Below are 20,195 nucleotides of genomic sequence, written 5' to 3'. Positions count from 1 at the left end.
AGCGCCGCGCCGGTCCGCCGGATCCCATGCCGGGCGCTGGGATAGGTTGTGGCCCGTGACTGAGCAGCAGAAGACGGCGGCCCGGGTCGGTGTGCTCGGTGCCCGGGGCCGGATGGGCATGGAGGTCTGCAAGGCGGTCGACTCCGCCGCCGACCTGGAGCTGGTCGCGGCCGTCGACCAGGGCGACGACCTGGACGCGGTGGCGCAGGCGGGTGCCGAAGTGGTCGTCGACTTCACCACCCCCGACGCGGTCATGGACAACCTGCGCTGGTGCGTCGAGAACGGCGTGCACGCGGTGGTCGGCACCACCGGCTTCACCGGGCAGCGGCTCGCCGAGGTGCGGGGCTGGCTCGACGACCGGCCCGGCGTAGGCGTGGTGATCGCCCCCAACTTCGGCATCGGCGCGGTGCTGATGATGCAGTTCGCGGCGCGCGCCGCCCGCTACTTCGAGTCGGTCGAGATCGTCGAGCAGCACCACCCGCGCAAGCTGGACGCGCCGAGCGGCACCGCCACCCACACGGCCCGGCTGATCGCCGCCGCCCGCGCCGACGCCGGCCTGGGTCCCGCGCCGGACGCGACCCGCGACGAGGTGGCCGGCGCCCGCGGTGCCGACATCGACGGGGTACGCGTGCACGCCGTACGCGCCACCGGCCTGGTCGCCCACCAGGAGGTGCTGTTCGGCACCACCGGCGAGACGCTCACCATCCGGCACGACTCGTACGACCGGGTGTCGTTCATGCCCGGCGTGCTGCTCGCGGTCCGGGAGGTGGGTCGCCGGCCCGGTCTCACAGTCGGCCTGGACGCCCTGCTCGACTGATCCGTCGCGCGGCGTGCCCCGGCCTGCTGCGGGAAACCGTTTTGCCTGGTCGGCGGCGTGGACCTAGGCTGCTTTCATGATCGATTCCGGACACTCCGACCGCACCGGCCGCCGGGTGACGCTGCGCCCGGTGGACGACGACAACTGGCGGGCCGTGGCGGACGTCGCGCCGCACGACGGCCAGCGCGCCTTCGTGGCCGCGCTGGCCGCCCGCTACCTGCTTCTCACCGAGCGCTCGGACGTCTGGAACTCGCTGGCCGTCTACGCCGACGAGACGGTCGTCGGCCACGTCATGTGGGGCGTGGACGACGACGAGTCGCGCTGGATCGGCGGCATGGTGATCGACGCCGCCGAGCAGGGCCGGGGCCTGGGCCGCGCCACAGTGCGGACGCTCGCCGACTGGCTCGCCGAGGCGGGCCGGCCGATCCGCCTGAGCTACCACCCCGACAACAAGCCCGCCGCCGCCCTCTACACGTCCCTGGGCTTCCACCCCACAGGCGCGATGGAGGACGAAGAACTGGTAGCCGAACTCCCCCCAGCCTGACCCCCACCCTCACCCTCACCCCCCGGCCTGTACCTGGTCGATCATGAGGTTGGCGGCAGTTGGGGAGATCGAAAAGGCCGCCAACTTCATGATCGACTGGATCGGGGCGGGGTGCGGCGGGTGGGGTGGCGGTCCTGCCCCGTGCCGGGACCGCCGGCCCACCCACGCGAGGGTGGACCGGCGAGACGAGCGGAACTCATCGCTGCGGCGGAAGATTTTCCTCCGGGACTGCCACGTGCAGGCGGATCTGGGGGACCAGCATGTCGTCCACGTCCAGCGCGCGGGCCGCTCCGTCCGGCTCCCAGCCGGTCGAGCCGAGGAACTTCCGGGTCGCGGCGTCGGCGTCGAACGTCCACGCCACCGCCCGGGTCAGACCGTCGGCGCGCCAGTGGTCGACGGCCGCGGCGAGCAGCCGGCTGCCGTGCCCGCGCCGCCCCCACCGGGGCTCGACCAGCAGATCCGTGACCGCGGCGACGTCCGAGCCGAGCGCCTCGGCCGGCTCGTCGGGGGCGAGCGCGTCGGCGTCGGCCGGACCGGAGGCGACGAACCCCACCAGATAGGATTGCGCCGCCTGTTCGACGGCGACCAGCACCCGGTGCGCGCCCGAGGGCGGCTCCTGCACCGCCGCACTCCACCGCCGCGCGAGGTACGCCTCGTCGAGGTTGTCGAGCACGTGCCGTGGCAGGATCCGGCGGTACGCGACCCGCCAGGTCGCGAGCTGGATGCGTGCGATCTCGCCGGCGTCCTCGGGACGCGCGGGCCGGACGTAGCCTGCAGCCATGGCACGTGAGCCTACGCAGGGCGAGGAGGGTGACGGTGGCGCAGGGTGCCGGGCGGACGATCACGCAGGTCGTCGCCGTGGTGGCGCTCGCCGCGGCGGTTACCGTGTTCCTCTCCGTGGCGGCGGTGCGGCACGGCTTCTTCGACCTGCAGGTCTACTACGGCGCGCTGACGTACTGGGCGCGTGACGGCGGGGAGATCTACGACTTCCTGCGCCCCGGCACGCAGTACGGCTTCACCTATCCGCCGTTCGCCGCACTGGTGATGCTGCCGATGGCGTACCTGCCGTGGGGCGCGGCGATCGTGGTGAGCGTGACCGCGACGGTGCTGGCGAGCGCCGTGGTGATCTGGCGGCTGCTGGACCCGGTGGCCCGCCGGTCCGGCTGGACCCGCTGGTTCGCGCTCGCTGTGGCGCTCTGCCTGGCCGCCGCGTACGAGCCGATGCGCGAGACGGTCAACTTCGGCCAGGTCAACATGCTGCTGCTGTTCCTGGTGGCGGTGGACCTGCTGTGGCTGCTGCCGGCGCGCAGCCGCTGGGCGGGCGTGGGCATCGGCCTGGCCACCGCGATCAAGCTGACGCCCGGCATCTTCATCGTCTACCTGCTGGTCACCGGCCGCTGGCGGACCGCGCTGACCGCAGTCGGCACGGCCGCCGTCGCCACGCTCGTGGCCGCCGGTCTCTTCCCCGACGCGTCCCGGGAGTTCTGGACCGAGGCGCTGTGGAACACCGACCGGGTCGGTGAACTGGCGTTCGTCTCCAACCAGTCGCTGCGCGGGGTGGTCGCCCGGCTCGACCCGCAGCACCCGAGCACGATCGCCTGGCTGGTGCTCGTACTCCTGACGCTCGTGGTGTGGGCGTGGCGTTCGCGGGCGGCGGTGGCCGCCGGCGACGAGGCCACCGGCCTGGCCCTCACCGGTGCCGTGATGTGCCTGGTCAGCCCGGTCACCTGGGTGCACCACCTGGTCTGGCTGCTGCCCGGCCTGATCCTGCTCGTCGACAACGGCATGGCGGCGCCCGCGCGCAGCCGCCGGCGCCGTCTGCTGCTGGCCGCCGCGTTGATCGGGTACGCGCTGCTGTGCAGCCGGATCGTCTGGTCCTGGGAGAAGGACTTCACCGGCGTGGACGGCTTCCTCGGCAGCAACACGTACGTGTGGATCAGCCTGGCGCTGCTGCTCGGGCTGCCGGTCCGGCACTGGCTCACGCCGGCCGGCGGCGGGCGTCCCGGCGACGGCGTCCCGGCCGGGTCAGCCTCCGGTGGTGTACCGCAGCTCGCGGAGCAGGATCGGGGTGCGGCCACCGGACAGCGGCACCGGGTAGGCGGACTCCTCACCGTCCGGTGAGTGCCCGGCCCGCTCGTAGAAGCGGCGGGCCCGGGCGTTGTCGGCGAGCACCCAGAGCCGGTACCCGGTCCAGCCCCGCTCGGCCAGGCCGTCCCGGGCCGCCGCGAGCAGCGTCCGGCCGGCGCCCGAACCCCAGTGCGCCGGTTCCAGGTAGATCGCCAGCAGCTCGCCGTGCGCCGGGTCGAGGTCGCCGCGGTCCTGGTTGTTCCGGTACGGCCCGAACGTGGTGAACCCGACGATCATGCCGCCGTCCACGGCGACGAGCGTGGTGAACGGGTGCTCCGGGTCGGCGGTGCCGAGGTCGCGGCGGCGCTGCGCCCAGGCGCGCGGGTTCAGCCGGCTCAGCACCTCCTCGGGCATGATCCCGGCGTACCCGGCCTGCCAGCCGTGGACGTGCACCCGGGCGATGGCCTCGGCGTCGTCCGGTTCCTCCCGGCGAATGGTGAGCACCTGTCCGTTCTATGCCCCGACGGGCGATCGGTCCAGCCGCCGCTCCCGATGTCGTACCGCTGGATTAGGGTCGCCGACGATGGCCGTACCGGAATCGCTCTCCCTCGCCCAGGCCCGCCGGATCGCCCTGGCCGCCCAGGGCTTCGCCGACCCGGCGCCTTCAGGCGTGCCCACCCGCCGCCACCTGCGCCGGGTGCTCGACCGGGTCGGGCTGATCCAGATGGACTCGGTGAACGTGCTCCAGCGCGCGCACTACCTGCCGCTCTACAGCCGGCTCGGGCCGTACCCGACCGCCCTGCTGGACACCGCCGCCTACCGCCGCCCGCGTGAGCTGTTCGAATACTGGGCCCACGAGGCGTCGCTGGTCCCGGTGGGGCTGCACCCGGCGTTGCGCTGGCGGATGGCCAAGGCCCGCGACGAGGCGTGGGGCGGCATGCGCCGGATCGCCGAGGAGCAGCCCGAGCTGGTCGCCTGGGTCCGCGACGAGGTGGCCGCCCGAGGGCCGCTGACCGCGGCCGAGATCGAGCACGACGCCCCGCGGGAGACCGGCAACTGGGGCTGGAACTGGTCGGCCGTGAAGCGGGCGCTGGAGTTCCTGTTCTGGGCCGGCGAGGTCACCGCCGCCGACCGCACCAACTCGTTCGCCCGCCGCTACGACCTGCCCGAGCGGGTGCTCCCGGCCGCCGTGCTGGACGCGCCCACCCCGGGTGACGCCGAGGCGCACCGGTCGCTCGTGTCGATCGCCGCCCGCTCGCTCGGCGTCGCCGCCGAGACGGACCTGCGCGACTACTTCCGGCTGCCGGTCGCCGGGGCGCGGCGGGCGGTGGCCGAGCTGGTCGAGGCGGGCGAACTGACCCCGGTCACGGTGCAGGGCTGGCGGCAGCCGGCCTACCTGCACGCCGACGCGCGGCTGCCCCGCTGGGTACGCGGCAACACGCTGGTCAGCCCGTTCGACCCGCTGGTCTGGGAGCGGGCGCGCACTGAGCGGCTGTTCGGCTTCACCTACCGGATCGAGATCTACGTGCCGGCGCCGCAGCGGGTCTACGGCTACTACGTGCTGCCGTTCCGACAGGGCGAGCGCTTCACCGCCCGCGTCGACCTGAAGGCCGACCGGAAGGCCGGGGCGCTGCTGGTGCCGGCCGCCTGGGTCGAGCCGGGCGCCGACCCGGGGGAGACGGCAGTGGCGCTCGCCGCCGAGCTCTACCGGCTGGCCGGCTGGCTCGGCCTGGACGCGGTCGCCCCGCCCGCCGCGGGCGACCTCGCGGGGCCGCTGGCCGCCGCGCTGGTGGGCGTGGCCGGTGTACGGTGAGCGCGTGACGAGCGTTGACCGGCCTGCCACCGCGCCCGACCCGCACACCGAGCCGCACGGGCACGTGCAGCCGGAGTCCGGATCACCGTCGCACGCGCTCGCCGGCCCGCCAGCTCCCGTCGGGGCGCCCGGAGCGCCGTGGCCGGGTTACCCGGTGGCGTACCAGCCGGTCGAGGCCGACCGGTTCACCCGGATGGTGCTGCGCCTGCACGCCCGCGCCCCGCGCTGGGCGGTGCCGCTGGCCGCGCTCGGCTGCGTCGGCCTCGGCATCGCGTACGCCCTGATCAGCGACCCGACCCGCAGCGACCCGGACGCCGCACCGACCTGCCTGCTCAAGCTGACCACGGGGCTGGACTGCCCGGGCTGCGGCGGCACCCGCGCGCTCTGGTACGTGCTGCACGGCGACCTGCCCGCCGCCGCCCGGCACCACTTCCTGTTCGTCTTCGCGCTGCCGTTCCTGGCCTGGCTCTTCGTGGCCTGGGCCGGCAACCGGGCGTTCGGCTGGAAGCTGCCCGAGGTCCAGTTCAGCCCCAAGGTCATCGGCATGTTCCTGGCCGCGTGGGGGGTCTTCTCGGTCGTCCGCAACCTGCCCTGGTCACCCTTCACCTCGCTCTACGTCTAGCCCTCTCCGCCCTCTCCGCCGGAGCGCTCCCGCTATCCGGGTTCGATGTTCCGCAAAGCGGGATCGGAGAAGATCTTGGAAGCGCAGCGCCCCTATGGGGGCCATTTCCTACCAAGATCTTGAGAGCCGGAGCGGCGATATCGGACGACTCAGGCCGAGACACCTGGGCGGAGCGCCCGCTGGCCGGCCGCGTGCCCGATTTCCACGCCGGGCGCGGGCCAACTACAGTCGCAGGAATGCCGGAGATGGTTCAGCCCCAGGTCAAGTTGATCGCGTGGACCCAGTTCCAGGCGCCCGAAGAGGTGCCCTGGTCCACCGACGCCGACGGTGGGCAGGCGCTCGCCGAGTTCGCCGGCCGGGCCTGCTACCAGAGCTGGAAGAAGCCGAACCCGGCCACCGCCACCAACGCCGGTTACCTGGCGCACATCCTGGAGGTCGGCCACCTGAGCGTGCTGGAGCACGGCTCGGTGAGCTTCTACTTCAGCGGCGTCTCCCGCTCGTTCACCCACGAGCTGATCCGGCACCGGCACTTCTCCTACTCCCAGCTCTCCCAGCGCTACGTGCCCGAGCGGGACGCGGCGATGGTCGAGCCGTCGGTGATCGCCGACGACCCGGAGCTGCACAAGAAGTTCGTCGAGGCCACCGACGCGGCGGTGCGGGCGTACACCGAGTTGCTGGAAGGGCTGGAGGCCCGCTTCACCGACGAGCCCAACCCGACGCTGCGCCGCAAGCAGGCCCGCCAGGCGGCCCGGGCGGTGCTGCCGAACGCCACCGAGACCCGGATCGTGGTGACCGGCAACTACCGGGCCTGGCGGCACTTCGTGAAGATGCGCGCCACCGAGCACGCCGACGTGGAGATCCGCGAGCTGGCGGTGGAGTGCCTGCGCCAGCTCAAGGGTGTCGCGCCGAACGTCTTCGCCGACTTCGTGATCTCCACCCTGCCCGACGGCTCCGAGGTGGCTGCGTCGCCGCACGCGGAGTGACTCGTCGCCCTTCGCCGCCGGGCCACCGGCGGCCGTCCGCTAGGTTGTGAGCATGACGCACGACCACTCCGCCGCCCCGAGCCGGGGCGCGTCGCGCCCGTTCGGGCGAGTGATGACGGCCATGGTGACCCCGTTCACGCCGGACGGCGGCCTGGATCTCGACGGCGCCGCCCGGCTGGCCGAATATCTCGTCGACGAGCAGGGCAACGACGCGCTGGTGCTCAACGGCACCACCGGCGAGTCCCCGACCACCACGGAGGCGGAGAAGGAGTCGCTGATCCGCACCGTGGTCGAGGCGGTCGGCGACCGGGCCCGCATCGTCGCCGGTGTGGGCACCAACGACACCCGGCACACAGTCGAGCTGGCCACGCAGGCCGAGAAGGCCGGTGCGCACGGCCTGCTGGTGGTCACGCCGTACTACAACAAGCCGCCGCAGGCCGGGCTGCTGCGACACTTCACCACAGTCGCGGACGCCACCGGCCTGCCGGTCATGCTCTACGACATCCCGCACCGCGCGGGCGTGGCGATCGCCACCGAGACGCTCGTCAAGCTGGCCGAGCACGGCCGGATCGTCGCGGTGAAGGACGCCAAGGGCGACCTGTTCGCCACGTCGGAGGTGCTCAGCCGCACCGACCTGGCCTACTACAGCGGCGAGGACGCGCTCACCCTGCCGATGCTGTCGATCGGCGCGGTCGGCGTGGTCGGCACCTCCACCCACTTCACCGGCGCGCTGACCAAGCAGATGATCGAGGCGTTCGAGGCGGGCGACAACGCCGGTGCGCTCGCCCTGCACCGGCGGTTGCTGCCGCTCTACACCGGCATCTTCCGCACCCAGGGCACGATCCTGGTCAAGGCCGGCCTGGGGGCGCAGGGTCGCCCGGCCGGCCCGGTGCGGCCGCCGCTCGTCGACGCCACCGGTGACGAACTGGCCCAGCTGCGCGCCGACTGCGCCGCGGCGGGCCTGCCCCTGCCCGAATGAATCAACGACACGACGGACGCCGCGCGACGGCGTCGCAGAATGAGGTGACGCGTGACCGAGGCGCACATCGAGGGTGAACTGCCCCCGCCGCTGCCCGAGGGCGGCCTGCGGATCATCCCGCTCGGCGGACTCGGCGCCATCGGCCGGAACATGACCGTCTTCGAGTACGACGGCAAGCTGCTGATCGTCGACTGCGGGGTGCTGTTCCCCGACGTCGAGCAGCCGGGCGTGGACCTGATCCTGCCCGACTTCGGCCCGATCCTGGACCGGCTGGCCGACGTGCAGGCGATCGTGCTCACGCACGGCCACGAGGACCACATCGGCGCGGTGCCGTACCTGCTCGCGCACAAGCCGGACATCCCGCTGGTGGGCTCGCAGTTCACGCTCGCGCTCGTCGAGGCGAAGCTGGCCGAGCGGCGGATCCAGCCGTACACGCTGACCGTGCGGGAGGGCGGCCGGGAACGGCTGGGCCCGTTCGAGTGCGAGTTCTTCGCGGTGAACCACTCGATCCCGGACGCGCTGGCGGTGGCCATCCGTACGCCGGCCGGCCTGGTGCTGCACACCGGCGACTTCAAGATGGACCAGCTTCCGCTCGACGGGCGGATCACCGACCTGGCCGGGTTCGCCCGGCTCGGCGCCGAGGGCGTCGACCTGCTGCTGTCCGACTCGACGAACGCGGAGATCCCCGGGTTCGTTACGCCGGAGCGGGAGATCGGCCCGGTCCTCGACTCGATCTTCGCGAAGGCCAAGGGGCGGATCATCGTCGCCTCGTTCGCCTCGCACGTGCACCGGGTGCAGCAGGTCTTCGACTCGGCCGTCGAGCACGGCCGCAAGGTGGCGCTGATCGGCCGGTCCATGGTCCGCAACATGGGCATCGCCCGCGACCTGGGCCTGCTCAACATCCCGCCCGGCCTGGTGGTCGGGATCGAGGAGGCCACGAACCTGCCGCCCGAGCAGATCGTGCTGATGTCCACCGGTTCGCAGGGCGAGCCGATGAGCGCGCTGGGCCGGATGGCCAGCGGCGACCACCGGCACATCACCATCGCCCCTGGCGACACGGTGGTGCTGGCGTCCTCGCTGGTGCCCGGCAACGAGACCTCGGTCTACCGGGTGATCAACCGGCTGGCCCGGGCCGGCGCCGTGGTGGTGCACAAGGACGTCGCGAAGGTGCACGTCTCCGGCCACGCCCCGGCCGGTGAGCTGCTCTACCTGCTCAACGTGGTACGCCCGAGCAACCTGATGCCGGTCCACGGCGAGTGGCGGCACCTGCGGGCGCACGCCCGGCTCGGCATCGAGTCCGGCGTCGCGCCGGACCGGGTCGTGCTCTGCGAGGACGGCGACGTGGTCGACCTGGTCGAGGGCCGCGCCAGCCTGGTCGGGCGGGTCAAGAGCCGGTACGTCTACGTCGACGGTCTCGCCGTCGGCGACGTCAGCGAGTCGCTGCTCACCGAACGCCGGATCCTGGGCGACGGCGGTTTCATCGCCACGACGGTGGTCGTCGACTCGGTCACCGGCAAGGTGGTCGCCGGCCCGACCGTCTCGGCGAAGGGCTTCTCCGAGGACCCGGAGGCGTTCAACGCGGTGGTCCCGCTGGTCACCGAGGCGCTGAACCGGGCCGCCGCGGACGGCATCACCGACCCGCACCAGCTGCAGCAGATCGTCCGCCGCACGGTGGGCCGCTGGGTCAACGACGCGTACCGCCGTCGGCCCATGATCGTCCCGACCGTCGTCGAGGTCTGACCCGACCGCGCCGCGCGCCGGTCCACCGTCCGCGGTGGGCCGGCGCCGTCGCTTTCCGGGTACGCCCCGACACGCGGTGTCGAAACGTGGTGACCGCACTCATCCGATCGGCGTCCGTCTCCGTACCTCCCGATGGCCGGCGTGCCCCTGCGCCGGTCGGGAGGAGCGTGGCGGATGGACCGCAGACGGATGACAGCCATCGGCGTACTGGTGGCGGCGGCCGGGTTGACGGCGGCGGTGACCGTACCGTCGTTCGCCGGTGAGGAACCCCGGCGGGCCGCGCCGGCGGCCGACGGCGTCGCCCCGGAGGTCCTGGACGCGATGGGCCGCGACCTCGCGCTGACCCGCGACCAGGCGGTGAAGCGGCTGCGGACCGAGCGGTGGGCGGCCGGCACCGTCACCCGGCTGCGCGGCGAACTCGGCGCCGGTTACGGCGGAAGCTGGCTCAGCGCGGACGGCGCCACGCTCACCGTGGCGGTGGCCGACCCGGCCGGCGAGGCGCGGGTACGGGCCGCGGGCGCGGTTCCGAAGCGGGTGGCCCGCGGCGTCGCCGAGCTGGACGCGGTGAAGAGCCGGCTGGACGCGGCGGGCGCCGACGCCAGCCCGGACGTCGCGGGCTGGTACGTCGACGTGGCAGACAACGCGGTGGTCGTGATCGCCCGGCCGGGCGCGGAGGCCGACGGCCGACGGCTCGCCGCCGCCGCCGGGTCGAAGGCCGCGATGGTCCGGGTGCGGACCGCCGACGAGGCCCCGCGCCCGCTGTTCGACGTGCGGGGCGGCGACGCCTACCTGATCAACAACGCGGGCCGCTGCTCGGTCGGCTTCTCAGTGGTCGGCGGGTTCGTCACCGCCGGGCACTGCGGCCGGCCGGGGGACCGCACCACCGGATCCAACCGGGTCGCCCAGGGCACGTTCGCCGCGTCCTCGTTCCCCGGTGACGACTGGGCGTTCGTGCGGGTGAACGCCGACTGGACGCCGCAGGGCGTGGTGACCGACTTCAACGACGGCGGCACGGTGGCGGTGAACGGCTCCACCGAGGCGCCGGTGGGCGCGTCGATCTGCCGGTCGGGCTCCACCACCGGCACCCGCTGCGGCCTGATCCAGGCGAAGAACGCCACAGTCAACTACCCGGAGGGCACCGTCACCGGGCTGACCCGGACGAACGTCTGCGCCGAGCCGGGTGACTCCGGCGGCGCGTGGCTCTCCGGCGACCAGGCGCAGGGCGTCACGTCCGGCGGATCCGGCGACTGCACCCGGGGCGGCACCACGTTCTTCCAGCCGGTGAACGAGATCCTCCAGCGCAACAACCTGACGCTCGTCACCGCCGGCGACCAGCCCGCGCCCACGCAGCCGCCTGCGGGCGGCGGCGAGACCACCCCGCCCGTGACCGCCGAGCCCACCCCGCCGGCGGACGACACCGAGTGCTCCGGCCAGGTGAGCCGGACCGGCCGGATCGCCGCCGGACGGACCCAGGTCCAGCCGGACGGGCGCTTCTACCGGGTGCCCGACGGCACCCAGGAGGCGTGCCTGTCCGCGCCGGACGGCGCCCGGGTGGTGCTGGAGCTGCAACGCTTCACCGGCGGCGCGTTCCGCACCGTGGCCCGCGCGGCCACCGCCGACGGCACGGCCCGCCTGACCGCCGAGACCCAGGCCGGTGCGTACCGGTACCGCGTCGTCGGGTTGTCCGGCTCCGGCGAGTACACGCTGGCGTTCTCCGCCCGCTGACCGCCGCACCCAGACCGCGGCCCCCGATCACCACCGCCCGGTGATCGGGGGCCGCGCCTCGTCTGCGGCACTGTCGGTCGGTGCGGCTCAGGGCAGCGCGGCGACCGCTTCGGCGTACGCGGTGCCGGTGCGGACCGCGGCGGCCACCAGCACCGCGAGCTGCGCCGGGGCCACCCCGCAGGACAGGTCGGTGGAGATGCCCGCGGCCAGCACGAGCGTCCCGTCGCCGGGCTCGTGCACGTACGCGGCGGGCAGCAGCCGGTCGTGGTTCCAGGCGTTGCAGAACGCGTACGCCTCGGCGCGCCGACCGGCCGGCAGCCGCCGCTCCGCCACCACCCGGGCGTGCAGCACGTCGCCGTCTCGGCCGAGCAGGCGGAACTGGATCGTGGCCTCGCCCCACCGTCCGGCGAGCGTGCCGTCCGGCTCAGGCGTGTACGGTTCGCCCCGGGCGTCGAGCGCGGCGGCGAGCAGCGCCGCGTCCAGCGGGGCCGGTTCCTCCGGCCCGGGCAGCAGGGGTTCGGCCGGATCATCGGTGTCCGGCTCCTCGTCGAACTCGCTCTCGGCAGCCAGCGACACCGGCGCGGCGAGTGGCCGTTCGGCCAGCCAGGAGGCGATCCGGCCGGACTGGTGCCCGGTGCCGTTGCGGGCGTCGAAGCTGCCGGCGAGCGCCGTCGCCAGCCCCTGCAACTGCGTACCGAGCGTCGCCACGTCCACCTCGGCCGCCGGCCGGGAACCGTGCCCCGGGCGGTGGATGCGCCGCCCGCCCAGCCCGGCCTCGGCGGCCAGTCCGCACAGCAGTGCGCCCGCCGCGGCGAACTCCATCGCGGCCAGGTCGTCGGCCGGGCGGTCCAGCTCGGGCAACTGCTCGGTCAGGATCTCCAGCCCACGATGCAGGTAGCCGCCCAGCGCGCAGAAGCGCAGATGTGTGGCGAGCAGCGGGAACGCCGTCTTCTCGCTGCGGTGCCGGCGGTATGCGCGCACGTGCGCCCGGGCCGCCCGCGTCACCGCGCCGGTACGCAGCCACGGCAGCAGCCCCACGGCGAGCGCCCGTTCCGGCTGGTCGGTGCAGGTCGTCGCCCCGGCGGCTGCCGCCTGCCGTTCGCCCCGCCGGGTCGGTGGCGCCTGCGGCTCGACCCAGCCGGTCAGCGCGGGCGCCAGCGCCGCCAGTGCCGCGTCCGGCTCGCCCCAGCCGGCCAGCAGGTCGGCCCGCCGCGCCGGGGCGCACCCCGCACAGCCACCCACCGGGTCGTTCGCGTCCGCCGCCGACCAGCGCTCGTACGCCCGCCGGGCCGCCGGCTCGTCGCCGAGGTGGTCGGCGAGCCGGCAGCGCAGCTCCGCCACCGGCGCGGCGTCCTCGCCCAGTTCCCCGGCGAGCGCGTCCAACAGGGACCGGGCCTGGTCCAGACCCACCCGGGGCGTGCCGAACGACGCCTCCACCGCCTGCCGCTGATGCCGGCGCAACCGGGTCAGCTCGTCCGGGCGGGCGTCCAGCAGCCCGGGGTGTCCGTCCAGCGTGGTCCGCATCCGCCGGACCGGCTCCACCGCCCGCCACCGCTCGCCCCGGTGCAGGTACGCCTCGACCAGCGCGAACCGTGCCGACAGGGCGGTACGCGGGTCGCCGGTGGCGTCCGCCCGCGACGCGATCCGCTCCAGCTCGGCGCAGCGCTCCGCACCGTCGGGCCGGTCCCGGGCGTCGGCGAGCGCGGCGGCCAGCCCCCGGTCGCGTGCCGTGGTCACCGGAGCGTCCCGCCGGTCAGCTCGTCGACGGCGGCGGCGAGCTGGCACCCGGTGGTCACGCCACAGTCGACGAGCCGGTCGAGCTGGTGCGGCGTCACCCCGCGCTCCAGGTCGGTGGTGACCTCGCCGCACACCTGGGCCGACCCGTCGTCGGCGACGTGCACGTACGCCTTGGGCCAGAGCCGGTCGTGGTTCCAGGTGTTGCAGAAGGCGTGCAGCTCGGGCACGCGCTCGATGCCGAAGTGGTCCGCGACGACTGTGCGTACCTGGAGCAGCTCACCGGCCACGCCCCGGCGGTGGAACCAGATCAGGTTCCGTTCCCAGCGGCCCACGAGTGCGCCGTCGGGTTCCTCGACCACCGCGTACCCCCGGTGGCCGAGGACGGCGGCGATCAGCTCGCCGGTCAGCGGGCGCAGTTCCTGCGGGTGTCCGGCCAGCGGACCGTCCGGACCGTCCTCGATCTCCGGCGACGCCATCGGGCATCCCTTCTGAGGCGAATAACACAAACGACGGTCCGACCCGTGCTGCGACGCGCGGACACGACCCGGAAAAGCGGCGATCCACCGGGTGCCGCCGTTACCGTGACTCTATGGCGGGCCGTACCTCTCAGGCGAGCCGGCGGCGCGGCGCGTCGCCGCGTGGCACCACGAACAACCGCGCCCGGCAACCGGCGAAGAAGGCGGCGGCGCGGAAATCGGCGCGTCGGCGCCCGGCTCCCGGGCCGAGCCCGGCCGCGTTCGTCGGCCGGGCGGTCGGTGCCGTCTGGATGGGACTTGCGCACACGGTCGGCTGGACGTTCCGGGCGGCCGGGCGGCAGGCCGCGTCCACCCGGGAGCTGGATCCGGAGCACCGCCGCGACGGCGCCGGGCTGCTGCTGTTCGGCCTGGCCATCCTCAGCGCGGTGGGCATCTGGGGCGGCGGCGCCGGGCCGGTGGGCCGGCACCTGGCCGACACCGTACGGCTGTTCATCGGCGCCATCTCGATAATCCTTCCGGTGCTGTTCATGGTCGGCGCGTGGCGGCTGATGCGGACCCCGGCCGACCCCGAGCACCGCGGTCGCGGCCTGGTCGGCTGGGGCTCGATGATGCTGGCGACCGCCGCGATGCTGCACATCGGGCAGAACCCGGTCGACGAGGTCCAGCGCGACTTCGCCGGCGGTCTGATCGGCGCGGGCGTGGGCGACCTGCTGAAGTCCGCGGTGACCGCCTGGGTGGCCATGCCGCTGCTGCTCCTGCTGCTGGTGTTCGGCCTGCTCGTGGTCACCGCGACGCCGATCAACAAGATCCCGGAGCGGCTCGGCCTGCGTGCCGACCCGGCCGGGGCGGACGCCGACGAGGAGTCCGCCGAGGACGAGGCGCCGGCGAAGCCCGCCCGCAAGCGGCCCGCGAAGCGGATGCCGCCGCCGCTGGAGCCGCTGGACCCGGACGACGAGCTGGCAGGCGTCGACCTCCAGGAGACGCTGGTGCTGCCGCGCAAGCCGCCGAAGGTGCCGGCGAACCGCAAGCCGGTCGAGCCGCCGGAGCACTCGCCGCTGCCCACCCGGGCTGAGCAGCTCGCGCTGACCGGGCTCGCCGGCGACTACACGCTGCCGCCGGCGAACCTGCTCGGCAGCGGCGCCAAGCCGAAGAGCCGCAGCAAGGCCAACGATGAGGTGATCGCGGCGCTCACAGGCGTCTTCGAGCAGTTCGACGTGGACGCCGCCGTCACCGGCTTCACCCGCGGCCCGACAGTCACCCGGTACGAGGTGGAGCTGGGCCCGGGCGTCAAGGTCGAGCGGATCACTCAGCTGTCCCGCAACATCGCGTACGCGGTGAAGTCGCCGGACGTGCGCATCCTCAGCCCGATCCCGGGCAAGAGCGCGGTCGGTGTGGAGATCCCGAACACCGACCCGGAGAACGTGTCGCTCGGCGACGTGCTGCGCTCCCGCGAGGCGACGAGCGACCACCACCCGATGGTGGTGGCGCTCGGCAAGGACATCGAGGGCGGCTACGTGGTGGCCAACCTCGCGAAGATGCCCCACATTCTCATTGCGGGAGCCACCGGCGCGGGCAAGTCGTCCTGCCTCAACTCGCTGCTGGTCTCCGTCCTGACCCGTGCTACGCCGGACGAGGTGCGGCTGCTGCTGATCGACCCGAAGCGGGTCGAGATGACCGGCTACGAGGGCATCCCGCACCTGGTCACGCCGATCGTGACCAACCCGAAGAAGGCGGCCGACTCGCTGGAGTGGGTCGTCCGCGAGATGGACATGCGCTACGACGACCTCGCCGCCAACGGGGTCCGGCACATCGACGACTTCAACCGCAAGGTGCGCAACGGCGAGATCAAGGCGCCGCCGGGCAGCGAGCGGGAGATGCGGCCGTACCCGTACCTGCTGGTGATCGTGGACGAGCTGGCCGACCTGATGATGGTCGCGCCGCGCGACGTGGAGGACTCCATCGTCCGGATCACCCAGCTCGCCCGGGCCGCCGGCATCCACCTGGTGCTCGCGACCCAGCGGCCCTCGGTCGACGTGGTCACCGGCCTGATCAAGGCGAACGTGCCGTCCCGGCTCGCGTTCGCCACCTCCTCGCTGGCCGACTCCCGGGTCATCCTGGACCAGCCGGGCGCGGAGAAGCTGCTCGGCCGCGGCGACGGCCTGTTCCTGCCGATGGGCGCGTCGAAGCCGCAGCGCATCCAGGGCGCCTGGGTCACCGAGCGCGAGATCGCCGACGTGGTGAAGTTCTGCAAGGACCAGCGCGAGCCGGAGTTCCGCCCGGACGTGCTCGCCCCGGCGCAGGACAGCAAGAAGAAGATCGACGAGGACATCGGCGACGACCTGGACCTGCTCGTGCAGGCCGTCGAGCTGGTGGTCACCTCGCAGTTCGGGTCGACCTCGATGCTCCAGCGCAAGCTGCGGGTCGGTTTCGCCAAGGCGGGCCGGCTGATGGACCTGATGGAGACCCGGGGCGTGGTCGGCCCGTCCGAGGGCTCCAAGGCGCGCGACGTGCTGGTCAAGCCGGACGAGCTGGAGGAGGTCCTGGCCGGCCTGCGTGGCGGCGAGGACTGACCCGTACACGCGAACGGGCCCGCCGGTCGTCCCGGCGGGCCCGTTCGCGGTTCGGCGGTCTCAGTTGGTGAGGACCACGTAGCTGATGATCATGCCGATCACGGCGCCGGCGACGCTCGCGGCAGCGGCGTACCAGCCCAGCGGCTTGTCACCGAGGACCGCGCCGACGATGCCGAGCACGAGGCCGACCAGGCCGAACAGCGGCGGCAGGATGAAGATCGCGATGGCCGCGAAGACGAACGCGATGATCGTGCAGATCCGGGCGGCGCTGCTGCGCGGACGGGCGGTGGCGTGGATGTCGGCCATGGTTTCCTCCGTGGGTGATCTCGCTACGTGTCGACGGGAGATCGGGTACCCCGGGCGCCGTACCGTCCAAACCGGAGGCGGCATCGATCAGGCGAACAGCTTCAGTCCGATCACACCGGCCACCACCAGCAGCAGGCAGGCCACGCGCGGCAGGTTGACCGGTTCGCCGAGCGCGAGCATGCCGACCAGCGCGGTACCCACGGCGCCGATGCCGACCCACACCGCGTAGCCGGTGCCGACCGGGATGTCGCGCAGCGCGTACGCCAGGCCGGCCATGCTGCCGACCAGGGTGACGGCGAAGACGGCGGAGGGGAGGGGACGGGTGAAGCCGGCGCTGCGGTCCAGCGCGATCGCCCACGCGGTCTCCAGGAGTCCGGAGATCACCAGCACGATCCAGGCCATGGGACATCACCTCTGACGGGCGGGCCCGGCGCGGAGCGGGCCGGGCGACGGTTAGGTCACGCGGGGCGTCTTGGCCTGACCGGGTACGCCCACCACTCGTCCGGGACGGCCCGCGGGCCGTCGTGGCCGACGGTAGCACCGGGCGGGCCGGACCGGCGGCGGGGTGAGAAAGCCCACCATGAGTGGAGTTGACGTCAACTTCAGGTTGCACGATGGAACGCATGACCGTGCTCTTCTCCGACGACGACGTCGCGGCCGCCGTGGACGCCCCGCTCACCGTCGCGGCCATGCGCGACGCGCTGCTGGCCGCGCACGCCGGGCGGCTCATCGCCCCGCCCCGGGCGTCCGCGCCGTTGGGCGGGGGCCGGATGGTGCTCACCGCCGGTCACCTCACCGGGCAGTGGTACGGCTTCCGCTCGTACGACACGTTCGGCCACCCGGAGAGCGGTCAGCTCGTCGTGCTGCACGACGCGACCACCGGCGCGGTACGCGCCATCGCCGTCGGCGAGGAACTCGGCTCCCGGCGTACCGGAGGACTCGGTGGCGTGGCGGTGGACGCCCTGGCCCGCGCGGACGCCGCCACGGTCGGCGTGGTGGGGTCCGGCCGGCAGGCGTGGACCCAGGTCTGGGCCGCGGCGGCGGTCCGGCCGCTGCGCGAGGTGACGGTGTTCAGCCGCTCGGCGGCCCGGCGGGACGCGTTCGCCGCGCGGGTCCGCGCCGAGCTGGGCGTGCCGGCCCGCGCCGTCGGCTCGGCCGCCGCCGCGGTACGCGACCGCGACGTCGTGGTGCTCGCCACCACCAGCACCGTCCCGGTGCTCGACGCCGCCGACCTGGCCCCCGGCACCCACGTCAACACCGTCGGCTTCAAGCAGGTCGACAGGCACGAGTTCGGCCCCGACCTGCTCGACGCCGCCGACCTGCTGGTCACCGACTCACCCGGGCAGGCCGCCGCGTACGTCCCGCCGATGCTCGCCGCCGTCGAGCCGTACGCCGGGCGGCTGCGCGACCTGGGCGCGGTGCTGGCCGGCGCGGCTCCCGGCCGGACCACCGCGGACCAGATCTCGGTCTTCTGCTCCACCGGCCTGGCCGGCACGGAGGTGTTCCTCCTCGATCGGCTGGCCCGGGTGGCCGTGTCCGCGCGCTGACCCTGGCCGGACGGGTGCGCGGCGCACCGGAACCGGCCCGGTACCCTCGGATGGTGTCTGCCTCCTCCTCCACCCCGCGATCCGACGGGCGCCGCGTCGCCCTGCTGACCCTCGGCTGCGCCCGCAACGAGGTCGACTCGGAGGAGCTGGCCGCCCGGCTGCACGCCGACGGATGGCAGGTCACCACCGACGGCGAGGGCGCCGACGTGGTGGTGGTGAACACGTGCGGGTTCGTCGAGAAGGCCAAGCAGGACTCGATCCAGACGCTGCTGGCCGCCGCCGACACCGGCGCGAAGGTCGTCGCCGCCGGGTGCATGGCCGAGCGGTACGGCCGTGAGCTGGCCGACAGTCTCCCCGAGGCGCAGGCCGTGCTCAGCTTCGACGACTACCCGGACATCGCCGCCCGCCTCGACTCGGTGCTCGCCGGCGAGGCGATCGGCGCCCACACCCCCCGCGACCGGCGGGAACTGCTGCCGCTGACCCCGGTGAAGCGCCGCGACGCGGCGGTGTCGCTACCAGGGCACGGCACCCCGGCCCGGGTCGCACCGGAGACCGACGCGCACACCCCGGCCCACCTGCGGCAGGTGCTGCGGCACCGGCTCGACACCGGCCCGGTGGCCTCGCTGAAGCTCGCCAGCGGCTGCGACCGGCGGTGCGCGTTCTGCGCCATCCCTGCCTTCCGCGGCGCTTTCGTCTCGCGTACCCCGGACGAGCTGCTCGCCGAGGCCGAGTGGCTGGCCAAGACCGGCGTCCGCGAGCTGGTGCTGGTCAGCGAGAACTCCACCTCGTACGGCAAGGACCTGGGCGACCCCCGCGCGCTGGAGAAGCTGCTGCCGCAGCTCGCCGCGATCGACGGGATCGTGCGGGTCCGCGCCAGCTACCTCCAGCCGGCCGAGACCCGGCCCGGCCTGGTCGAGGTGATCGCCACCACGCCGGGCGTGGCCGCGTACTTCGACCTGTCGTTCCAGCACTCCAGTGAGCCGGTGCTGCGCCGGATGCGGCGCTTCGGCTCGACCGACCGGTTCCTGGAACTGCTCGCCTCCGCCCGCGCGCTGGCGCCGGACGCGGGCGCGCGCAGCAACTTCATCGTCGGCTTCCCCGGCGAGACGAAGCAGGACGTGGCCGAGCTGGTCCGGTTCCTGACCGAGGCGCGGCTGGACGCGATCGGCATGTTCGACTACAGCGACGAGGACGGCACCGAGGCCGCCGGCCTGACCGGCAAGGTCTCCGCCGCCACGATCAAGCGGCGGTACGACAAGCTCAGCGCGCTGGCCGACGAACTCTGCTCGCAGCGCGCCGAGGAGCGCCTCGGCGCGACGGTGGAGGTGCTCGTGGACTCGACCGCCGACGGCGTGGTGGAGGGGCGGGCCGCCCACCAGGCGCCCGAGGTCGACGGCTCGACCACACTCGTCGCGCCCGTCGGCGGCGGCGTCGATCTGGCCGCGCTGCGCCCCGGTGACCTGGTCCGGGCCACGGTGACGGCGACAGAGGGCGTGGACCTGGTCGCCGTACCGGATGAGATGATCTCGGCGGCGCCCGGCGCGGTACGGTGACGGCGGGCCCTGATGGAGCGGGGAAGCCACGTGGGGCGATGCGGGACATGACGGGAGCGGAGTCGACGGCGGCTGCCCCCGTACCGCTGCTCAACGCGGCGAACCTGCTCACCGGCGCGCGCCTGGTGCTGGTGCCGGTCTTCGTGGCCACCGTGATCGCCTCCGGCATGAGCAACGCGGGCTGGCGGACGGCCGCCTGCGTGATCTTCGTGGTGGCCTCCGCGACCGACCTGGTCGACGGCTGGATCGCCCGCCGGTACGAACTGGTCACCTCGCTCGGCAAGGTGGCCGACCCGATCGCCGACAAGGCGCTCACCGGCGCAGCCCTGGTGCTGCTCTCCTTCTACGACCGGCTGCCCTGGTGGGTGACCGTGGTGATCCTGGTCCGCGAGCTGGGCATCACCGGGCTGCGCTTCTGGGTGATCCGGCACGGCGTGATCGCCGCCAGTCGTGGTGGCAAGGTCAAGACCGCGCTGCAGATCCTGGCCATCACCTGGTATCTCTGGCCGATGCCGGAGGCGCTCGCCGCGATCGGGCCGTGGATCATGGGGGCGGCCGTCGTGGTCACCGTGGTCACCGGGTTCGACTACATCGCCCAGGCGTTGCGACTGCGCCGCCCGGCCCGTTGAGCCGGTCAGCGGGTCCGTCGGCCCGGACGGCGGGTCAGTCGGTCCGGGGGGCGAGGGTCCGTCGGCCCGGACGGCGGACGAGTAAGC

19 protein-coding genes and 1 riboswitch are annotated in these 20,195 nt (G+C 73.8%); of the genes, 13 read left to right on the top strand and 6 right to left on the bottom strand.

Going from position 1 to position 20,195, the window contains the following annotated elements; all coding sequences use genetic code 11:
• Positions 1 to 55 precede the first annotated feature (55 nt).
• Both dapB and BFV98_RS11955 read left to right on the top strand, forming a co-directional pair.
• Entirely contained in the window at positions 56 to 817 is a 762-nt protein-coding gene (gene dapB / locus BFV98_RS11960) for a 4-hydroxy-tetrahydrodipicolinate reductase (RefSeq protein WP_013284681.1), read from the top strand.
• A gap of 76 nt (positions 818 to 893) precedes the next feature.
• Positions 894 to 1,361 carry a GNAT family N-acetyltransferase gene (locus BFV98_RS11955; protein ID WP_013474446.1) on the top strand — a complete coding sequence of 156 codons (468 nt, stop codon included), beginning with the start codon at positions 894 to 896 and terminating at the stop codon, positions 1,359 to 1,361.
• Positions 1,362 to 1,557: 196 nt separating this feature from the next.
• Here the strand turns inward: BFV98_RS11955 and BFV98_RS11950 are convergent, their stop codons facing one another.
• Positions 1,558 to 2,142: a GNAT family N-acetyltransferase gene (locus tag BFV98_RS11950; protein WP_071096331.1), complete on the bottom strand. Its 585-nt coding sequence runs from the start codon at positions 2,140 to 2,142 to the stop codon at positions 1,558 to 1,560.
• 35 nt (positions 2,143 to 2,177) lie between these two features.
• On the opposite strand from BFV98_RS11950, the gene BFV98_RS11945 reads away from it, so the two are divergent.
• A complete protein-coding gene (locus BFV98_RS11945) occupies positions 2,178 to 3,482 on the top strand; it encodes a glycosyltransferase family 87 protein (RefSeq protein WP_071098847.1) in 1,305 nt (434 codons plus the stop codon).
• On the opposite strand, the gene BFV98_RS11940 is transcribed toward BFV98_RS11945, so the two are convergent.
• On the bottom strand, positions 3,387 to 3,932 hold the full coding sequence (locus BFV98_RS11940; RefSeq protein ID WP_071096329.1) for a GNAT family N-acetyltransferase: 546 nt from the start codon (positions 3,930 to 3,932) through the stop codon (positions 3,387 to 3,389). The two genes, BFV98_RS11945 and BFV98_RS11940, sit on opposite strands and share 96 nt — an antisense overlap.
• Before the next feature lie 79 nt (positions 3,933 to 4,011).
• Here BFV98_RS11940 and BFV98_RS11935 point away from each other — a divergent pair, with 79 nt between their 5' ends.
• The 6 genes from BFV98_RS11935 (at position 4,012) to BFV98_RS11910 (ending at position 11,290) form a co-directional block, all read left to right on the top strand.
• Positions 4,012 to 5,241, top strand: a complete 1,230-nt coding sequence (locus BFV98_RS11935) for a winged helix-turn-helix domain-containing protein (RefSeq protein WP_013284686.1) — start codon at positions 4,012 to 4,014, stop codon at positions 5,239 to 5,241.
• The gene (locus tag BFV98_RS11930; RefSeq protein WP_143025326.1) at positions 5,231 to 5,863 is read left to right on the top strand and encodes a DUF2752 domain-containing protein; all 633 of its coding nucleotides are present in this window, start codon (positions 5,231 to 5,233) and stop codon (positions 5,861 to 5,863) included. Before BFV98_RS11935 ends, BFV98_RS11930 begins: the two co-directional genes overlap by 11 nt.
• A 245-nt stretch (positions 5,864 to 6,108) precedes the next feature.
• A complete protein-coding gene (gene thyX / locus BFV98_RS11925) occupies positions 6,109 to 6,846 on the top strand; it encodes an FAD-dependent thymidylate synthase (protein ID WP_013284688.1) in 738 nt (245 codons plus the stop codon).
• Positions 6,847 to 6,898: 52 nt separating this feature from the next.
• Entirely contained in the window at positions 6,899 to 7,825 is a 927-nt protein-coding gene (gene dapA, locus BFV98_RS11920; RefSeq protein WP_013284689.1) for a 4-hydroxy-tetrahydrodipicolinate synthase, read from the top strand.
• A gap of 51 nt (positions 7,826 to 7,876) precedes the next feature.
• Positions 7,877 to 9,565: a ribonuclease J gene (locus BFV98_RS11915; protein WP_071096327.1), complete on the top strand. Its 1,689-nt coding sequence runs from the start codon at positions 7,877 to 7,879 to the stop codon at positions 9,563 to 9,565.
• A gap of 174 nt (positions 9,566 to 9,739) precedes the next feature.
• Positions 9,740 to 11,290, top strand: coding sequence for a S1 family peptidase (locus BFV98_RS11910; RefSeq protein WP_013474451.1), 1,551 nt, complete (start codon positions 9,740 to 9,742; stop codon positions 11,288 to 11,290).
• An 87-nt stretch (positions 11,291 to 11,377) separates the two neighbouring features.
• On the opposite strand, the gene BFV98_RS11905 is transcribed toward BFV98_RS11910, so the two are convergent.
• Both BFV98_RS11905 and BFV98_RS11900 read right to left on the bottom strand, forming a co-directional pair.
• The gene (locus tag BFV98_RS11905) at positions 11,378 to 13,027 is read right to left on the bottom strand and encodes a YbjN domain-containing protein (RefSeq protein ID WP_071096325.1); all 1,650 of its coding nucleotides are present in this window, start codon (positions 13,025 to 13,027) and stop codon (positions 11,378 to 11,380) included.
• The gene (locus BFV98_RS11900) at positions 13,024 to 13,503 is read right to left on the bottom strand and encodes a YbjN domain-containing protein (protein ID WP_071096323.1); all 480 of its coding nucleotides are present in this window, start codon (positions 13,501 to 13,503) and stop codon (positions 13,024 to 13,026) included. The genes BFV98_RS11905 and BFV98_RS11900 overlap by 4 nt, the downstream gene beginning before the upstream one ends.
• A 113-nt stretch (positions 13,504 to 13,616) precedes the next feature.
• On the opposite strand from BFV98_RS11900, the gene BFV98_RS11895 reads away from it, so the two are divergent.
• Positions 13,617 to 16,073: a DNA translocase FtsK gene (locus BFV98_RS11895; protein WP_071096322.1), complete on the top strand. Its 2,457-nt coding sequence runs from the start codon at positions 13,617 to 13,619 to the stop codon at positions 16,071 to 16,073.
• Positions 16,074 to 16,133: 60 nt separating this feature from the next.
• On the opposite strand, the gene BFV98_RS11890 is transcribed toward BFV98_RS11895, so the two are convergent.
• On the bottom strand, positions 16,134 to 16,379 hold the full coding sequence (locus BFV98_RS11890; RefSeq protein WP_013284695.1) for a hypothetical protein: 246 nt from the start codon (positions 16,377 to 16,379) through the stop codon (positions 16,134 to 16,136).
• A gap of 87 nt (positions 16,380 to 16,466) precedes the next feature.
• Complete coding sequence (locus tag BFV98_RS11885) at positions 16,467 to 16,781, bottom strand: multidrug efflux SMR transporter (protein ID WP_013284696.1); 315 nt, start codon at positions 16,779 to 16,781, stop codon at positions 16,467 to 16,469.
• Between the two features lie 59 nt (positions 16,782 to 16,840).
• Positions 16,841 to 16,906, bottom strand: a riboswitch (guanidine-III (ykkC-III) riboswitch).
• A 96-nt stretch (positions 16,907 to 17,002) separates the two neighbouring features.
• On the opposite strand from BFV98_RS11885, the gene BFV98_RS11880 reads away from it, so the two are divergent.
• The 3 genes from BFV98_RS11880 to pgsA are packed head-to-tail and all read left to right on the top strand — an operon-like array spanning position 17,003 to position 20,108.
• Positions 17,003 to 17,926, top strand: a complete 924-nt coding sequence (locus BFV98_RS11880) for an ornithine cyclodeaminase family protein (RefSeq protein ID WP_176921768.1) — start codon at positions 17,003 to 17,005, stop codon at positions 17,924 to 17,926.
• A 50-nt stretch (positions 17,927 to 17,976) separates the two neighbouring features.
• Positions 17,977 to 19,479 (top strand): 30S ribosomal protein S12 methylthiotransferase RimO, encoded by a 1,503-nt coding sequence (gene rimO / locus BFV98_RS11875; RefSeq protein ID WP_013474455.1) that lies wholly within the window; start codon positions 17,977 to 17,979, stop codon positions 19,477 to 19,479.
• 47 nt (positions 19,480 to 19,526) lie between these two features.
• Positions 19,527 to 20,108 carry a CDP-diacylglycerol--glycerol-3-phosphate 3-phosphatidyltransferase gene (pgsA, locus tag BFV98_RS11870; protein ID WP_030269816.1) on the top strand — a complete coding sequence of 194 codons (582 nt, stop codon included), beginning with the start codon at positions 19,527 to 19,529 and terminating at the stop codon, positions 20,106 to 20,108.
• Positions 20,109 to 20,195 lie beyond the last annotated feature (87 nt).

Source organism: Micromonospora sp. WMMB235 (assembly GCF_001855515.1).
GTDB lineage: Bacteria > Actinomycetota > Actinomycetes > Mycobacteriales > Micromonosporaceae > Micromonospora > Micromonospora aurantiaca.
The sequence above is the reverse complement of the archived record's forward strand: the minus strand, read 5'-3'. Positions and strand labels throughout refer to the sequence as shown.

Excerpts from the sequence above, each read along its gene's own strand:
- BFV98_RS11955 (WP_013474446.1), top strand. The coding sequence starts at position 894 with ATGATCGATTCCGGACACTCCGACCGCACCGGCCGCCGGGTGACGCTG.
- BFV98_RS11950 (WP_071096331.1), bottom strand. The coding sequence starts at position 2,142 with ATGGCTGCAGGCTACGTCCGGCCCGCGCGTCCCGAGGACGCCGGCGAG.
- BFV98_RS11935 (WP_013284686.1), top strand. The coding sequence starts at position 4,012 with ATGGCCGTACCGGAATCGCTCTCCCTCGCCCAGGCCCGCCGGATCGCC.
- thyX (WP_013284688.1), top strand. The coding sequence starts at position 6,109 with ATGGTTCAGCCCCAGGTCAAGTTGATCGCGTGGACCCAGTTCCAGGCG.
- dapA (WP_013284689.1), top strand. The coding sequence starts at position 6,899 with ATGACGCACGACCACTCCGCCGCCCCGAGCCGGGGCGCGTCGCGCCCG.
- BFV98_RS11910 (WP_013474451.1), top strand. The coding sequence starts at position 9,740 with ATGGACCGCAGACGGATGACAGCCATCGGCGTACTGGTGGCGGCGGCC.
- BFV98_RS11900 (WP_071096323.1), bottom strand. The coding sequence starts at position 13,503 with ATGGCGTCGCCGGAGATCGAGGACGGTCCGGACGGTCCGCTGGCCGGA.
- BFV98_RS11895 (WP_071096322.1), top strand. The coding sequence starts at position 13,617 with ATGGCGGGCCGTACCTCTCAGGCGAGCCGGCGGCGCGGCGCGTCGCCG.
- BFV98_RS11890 (WP_013284695.1), bottom strand. The coding sequence starts at position 16,379 with ATGGCCGACATCCACGCCACCGCCCGTCCGCGCAGCAGCGCCGCCCGG.
- BFV98_RS11885 (WP_013284696.1), bottom strand. The coding sequence starts at position 16,781 with ATGGCCTGGATCGTGCTGGTGATCTCCGGACTCCTGGAGACCGCGTGG.
- BFV98_RS11880 (WP_176921768.1), top strand. The coding sequence starts at position 17,003 with ATGACCGTGCTCTTCTCCGACGACGACGTCGCGGCCGCCGTGGACGCC.
- rimO (WP_013474455.1), top strand. The coding sequence starts at position 17,977 with ATGGTGTCTGCCTCCTCCTCCACCCCGCGATCCGACGGGCGCCGCGTC.
- pgsA (WP_030269816.1), top strand. The coding sequence starts at position 19,527 with ATGACGGGAGCGGAGTCGACGGCGGCTGCCCCCGTACCGCTGCTCAAC.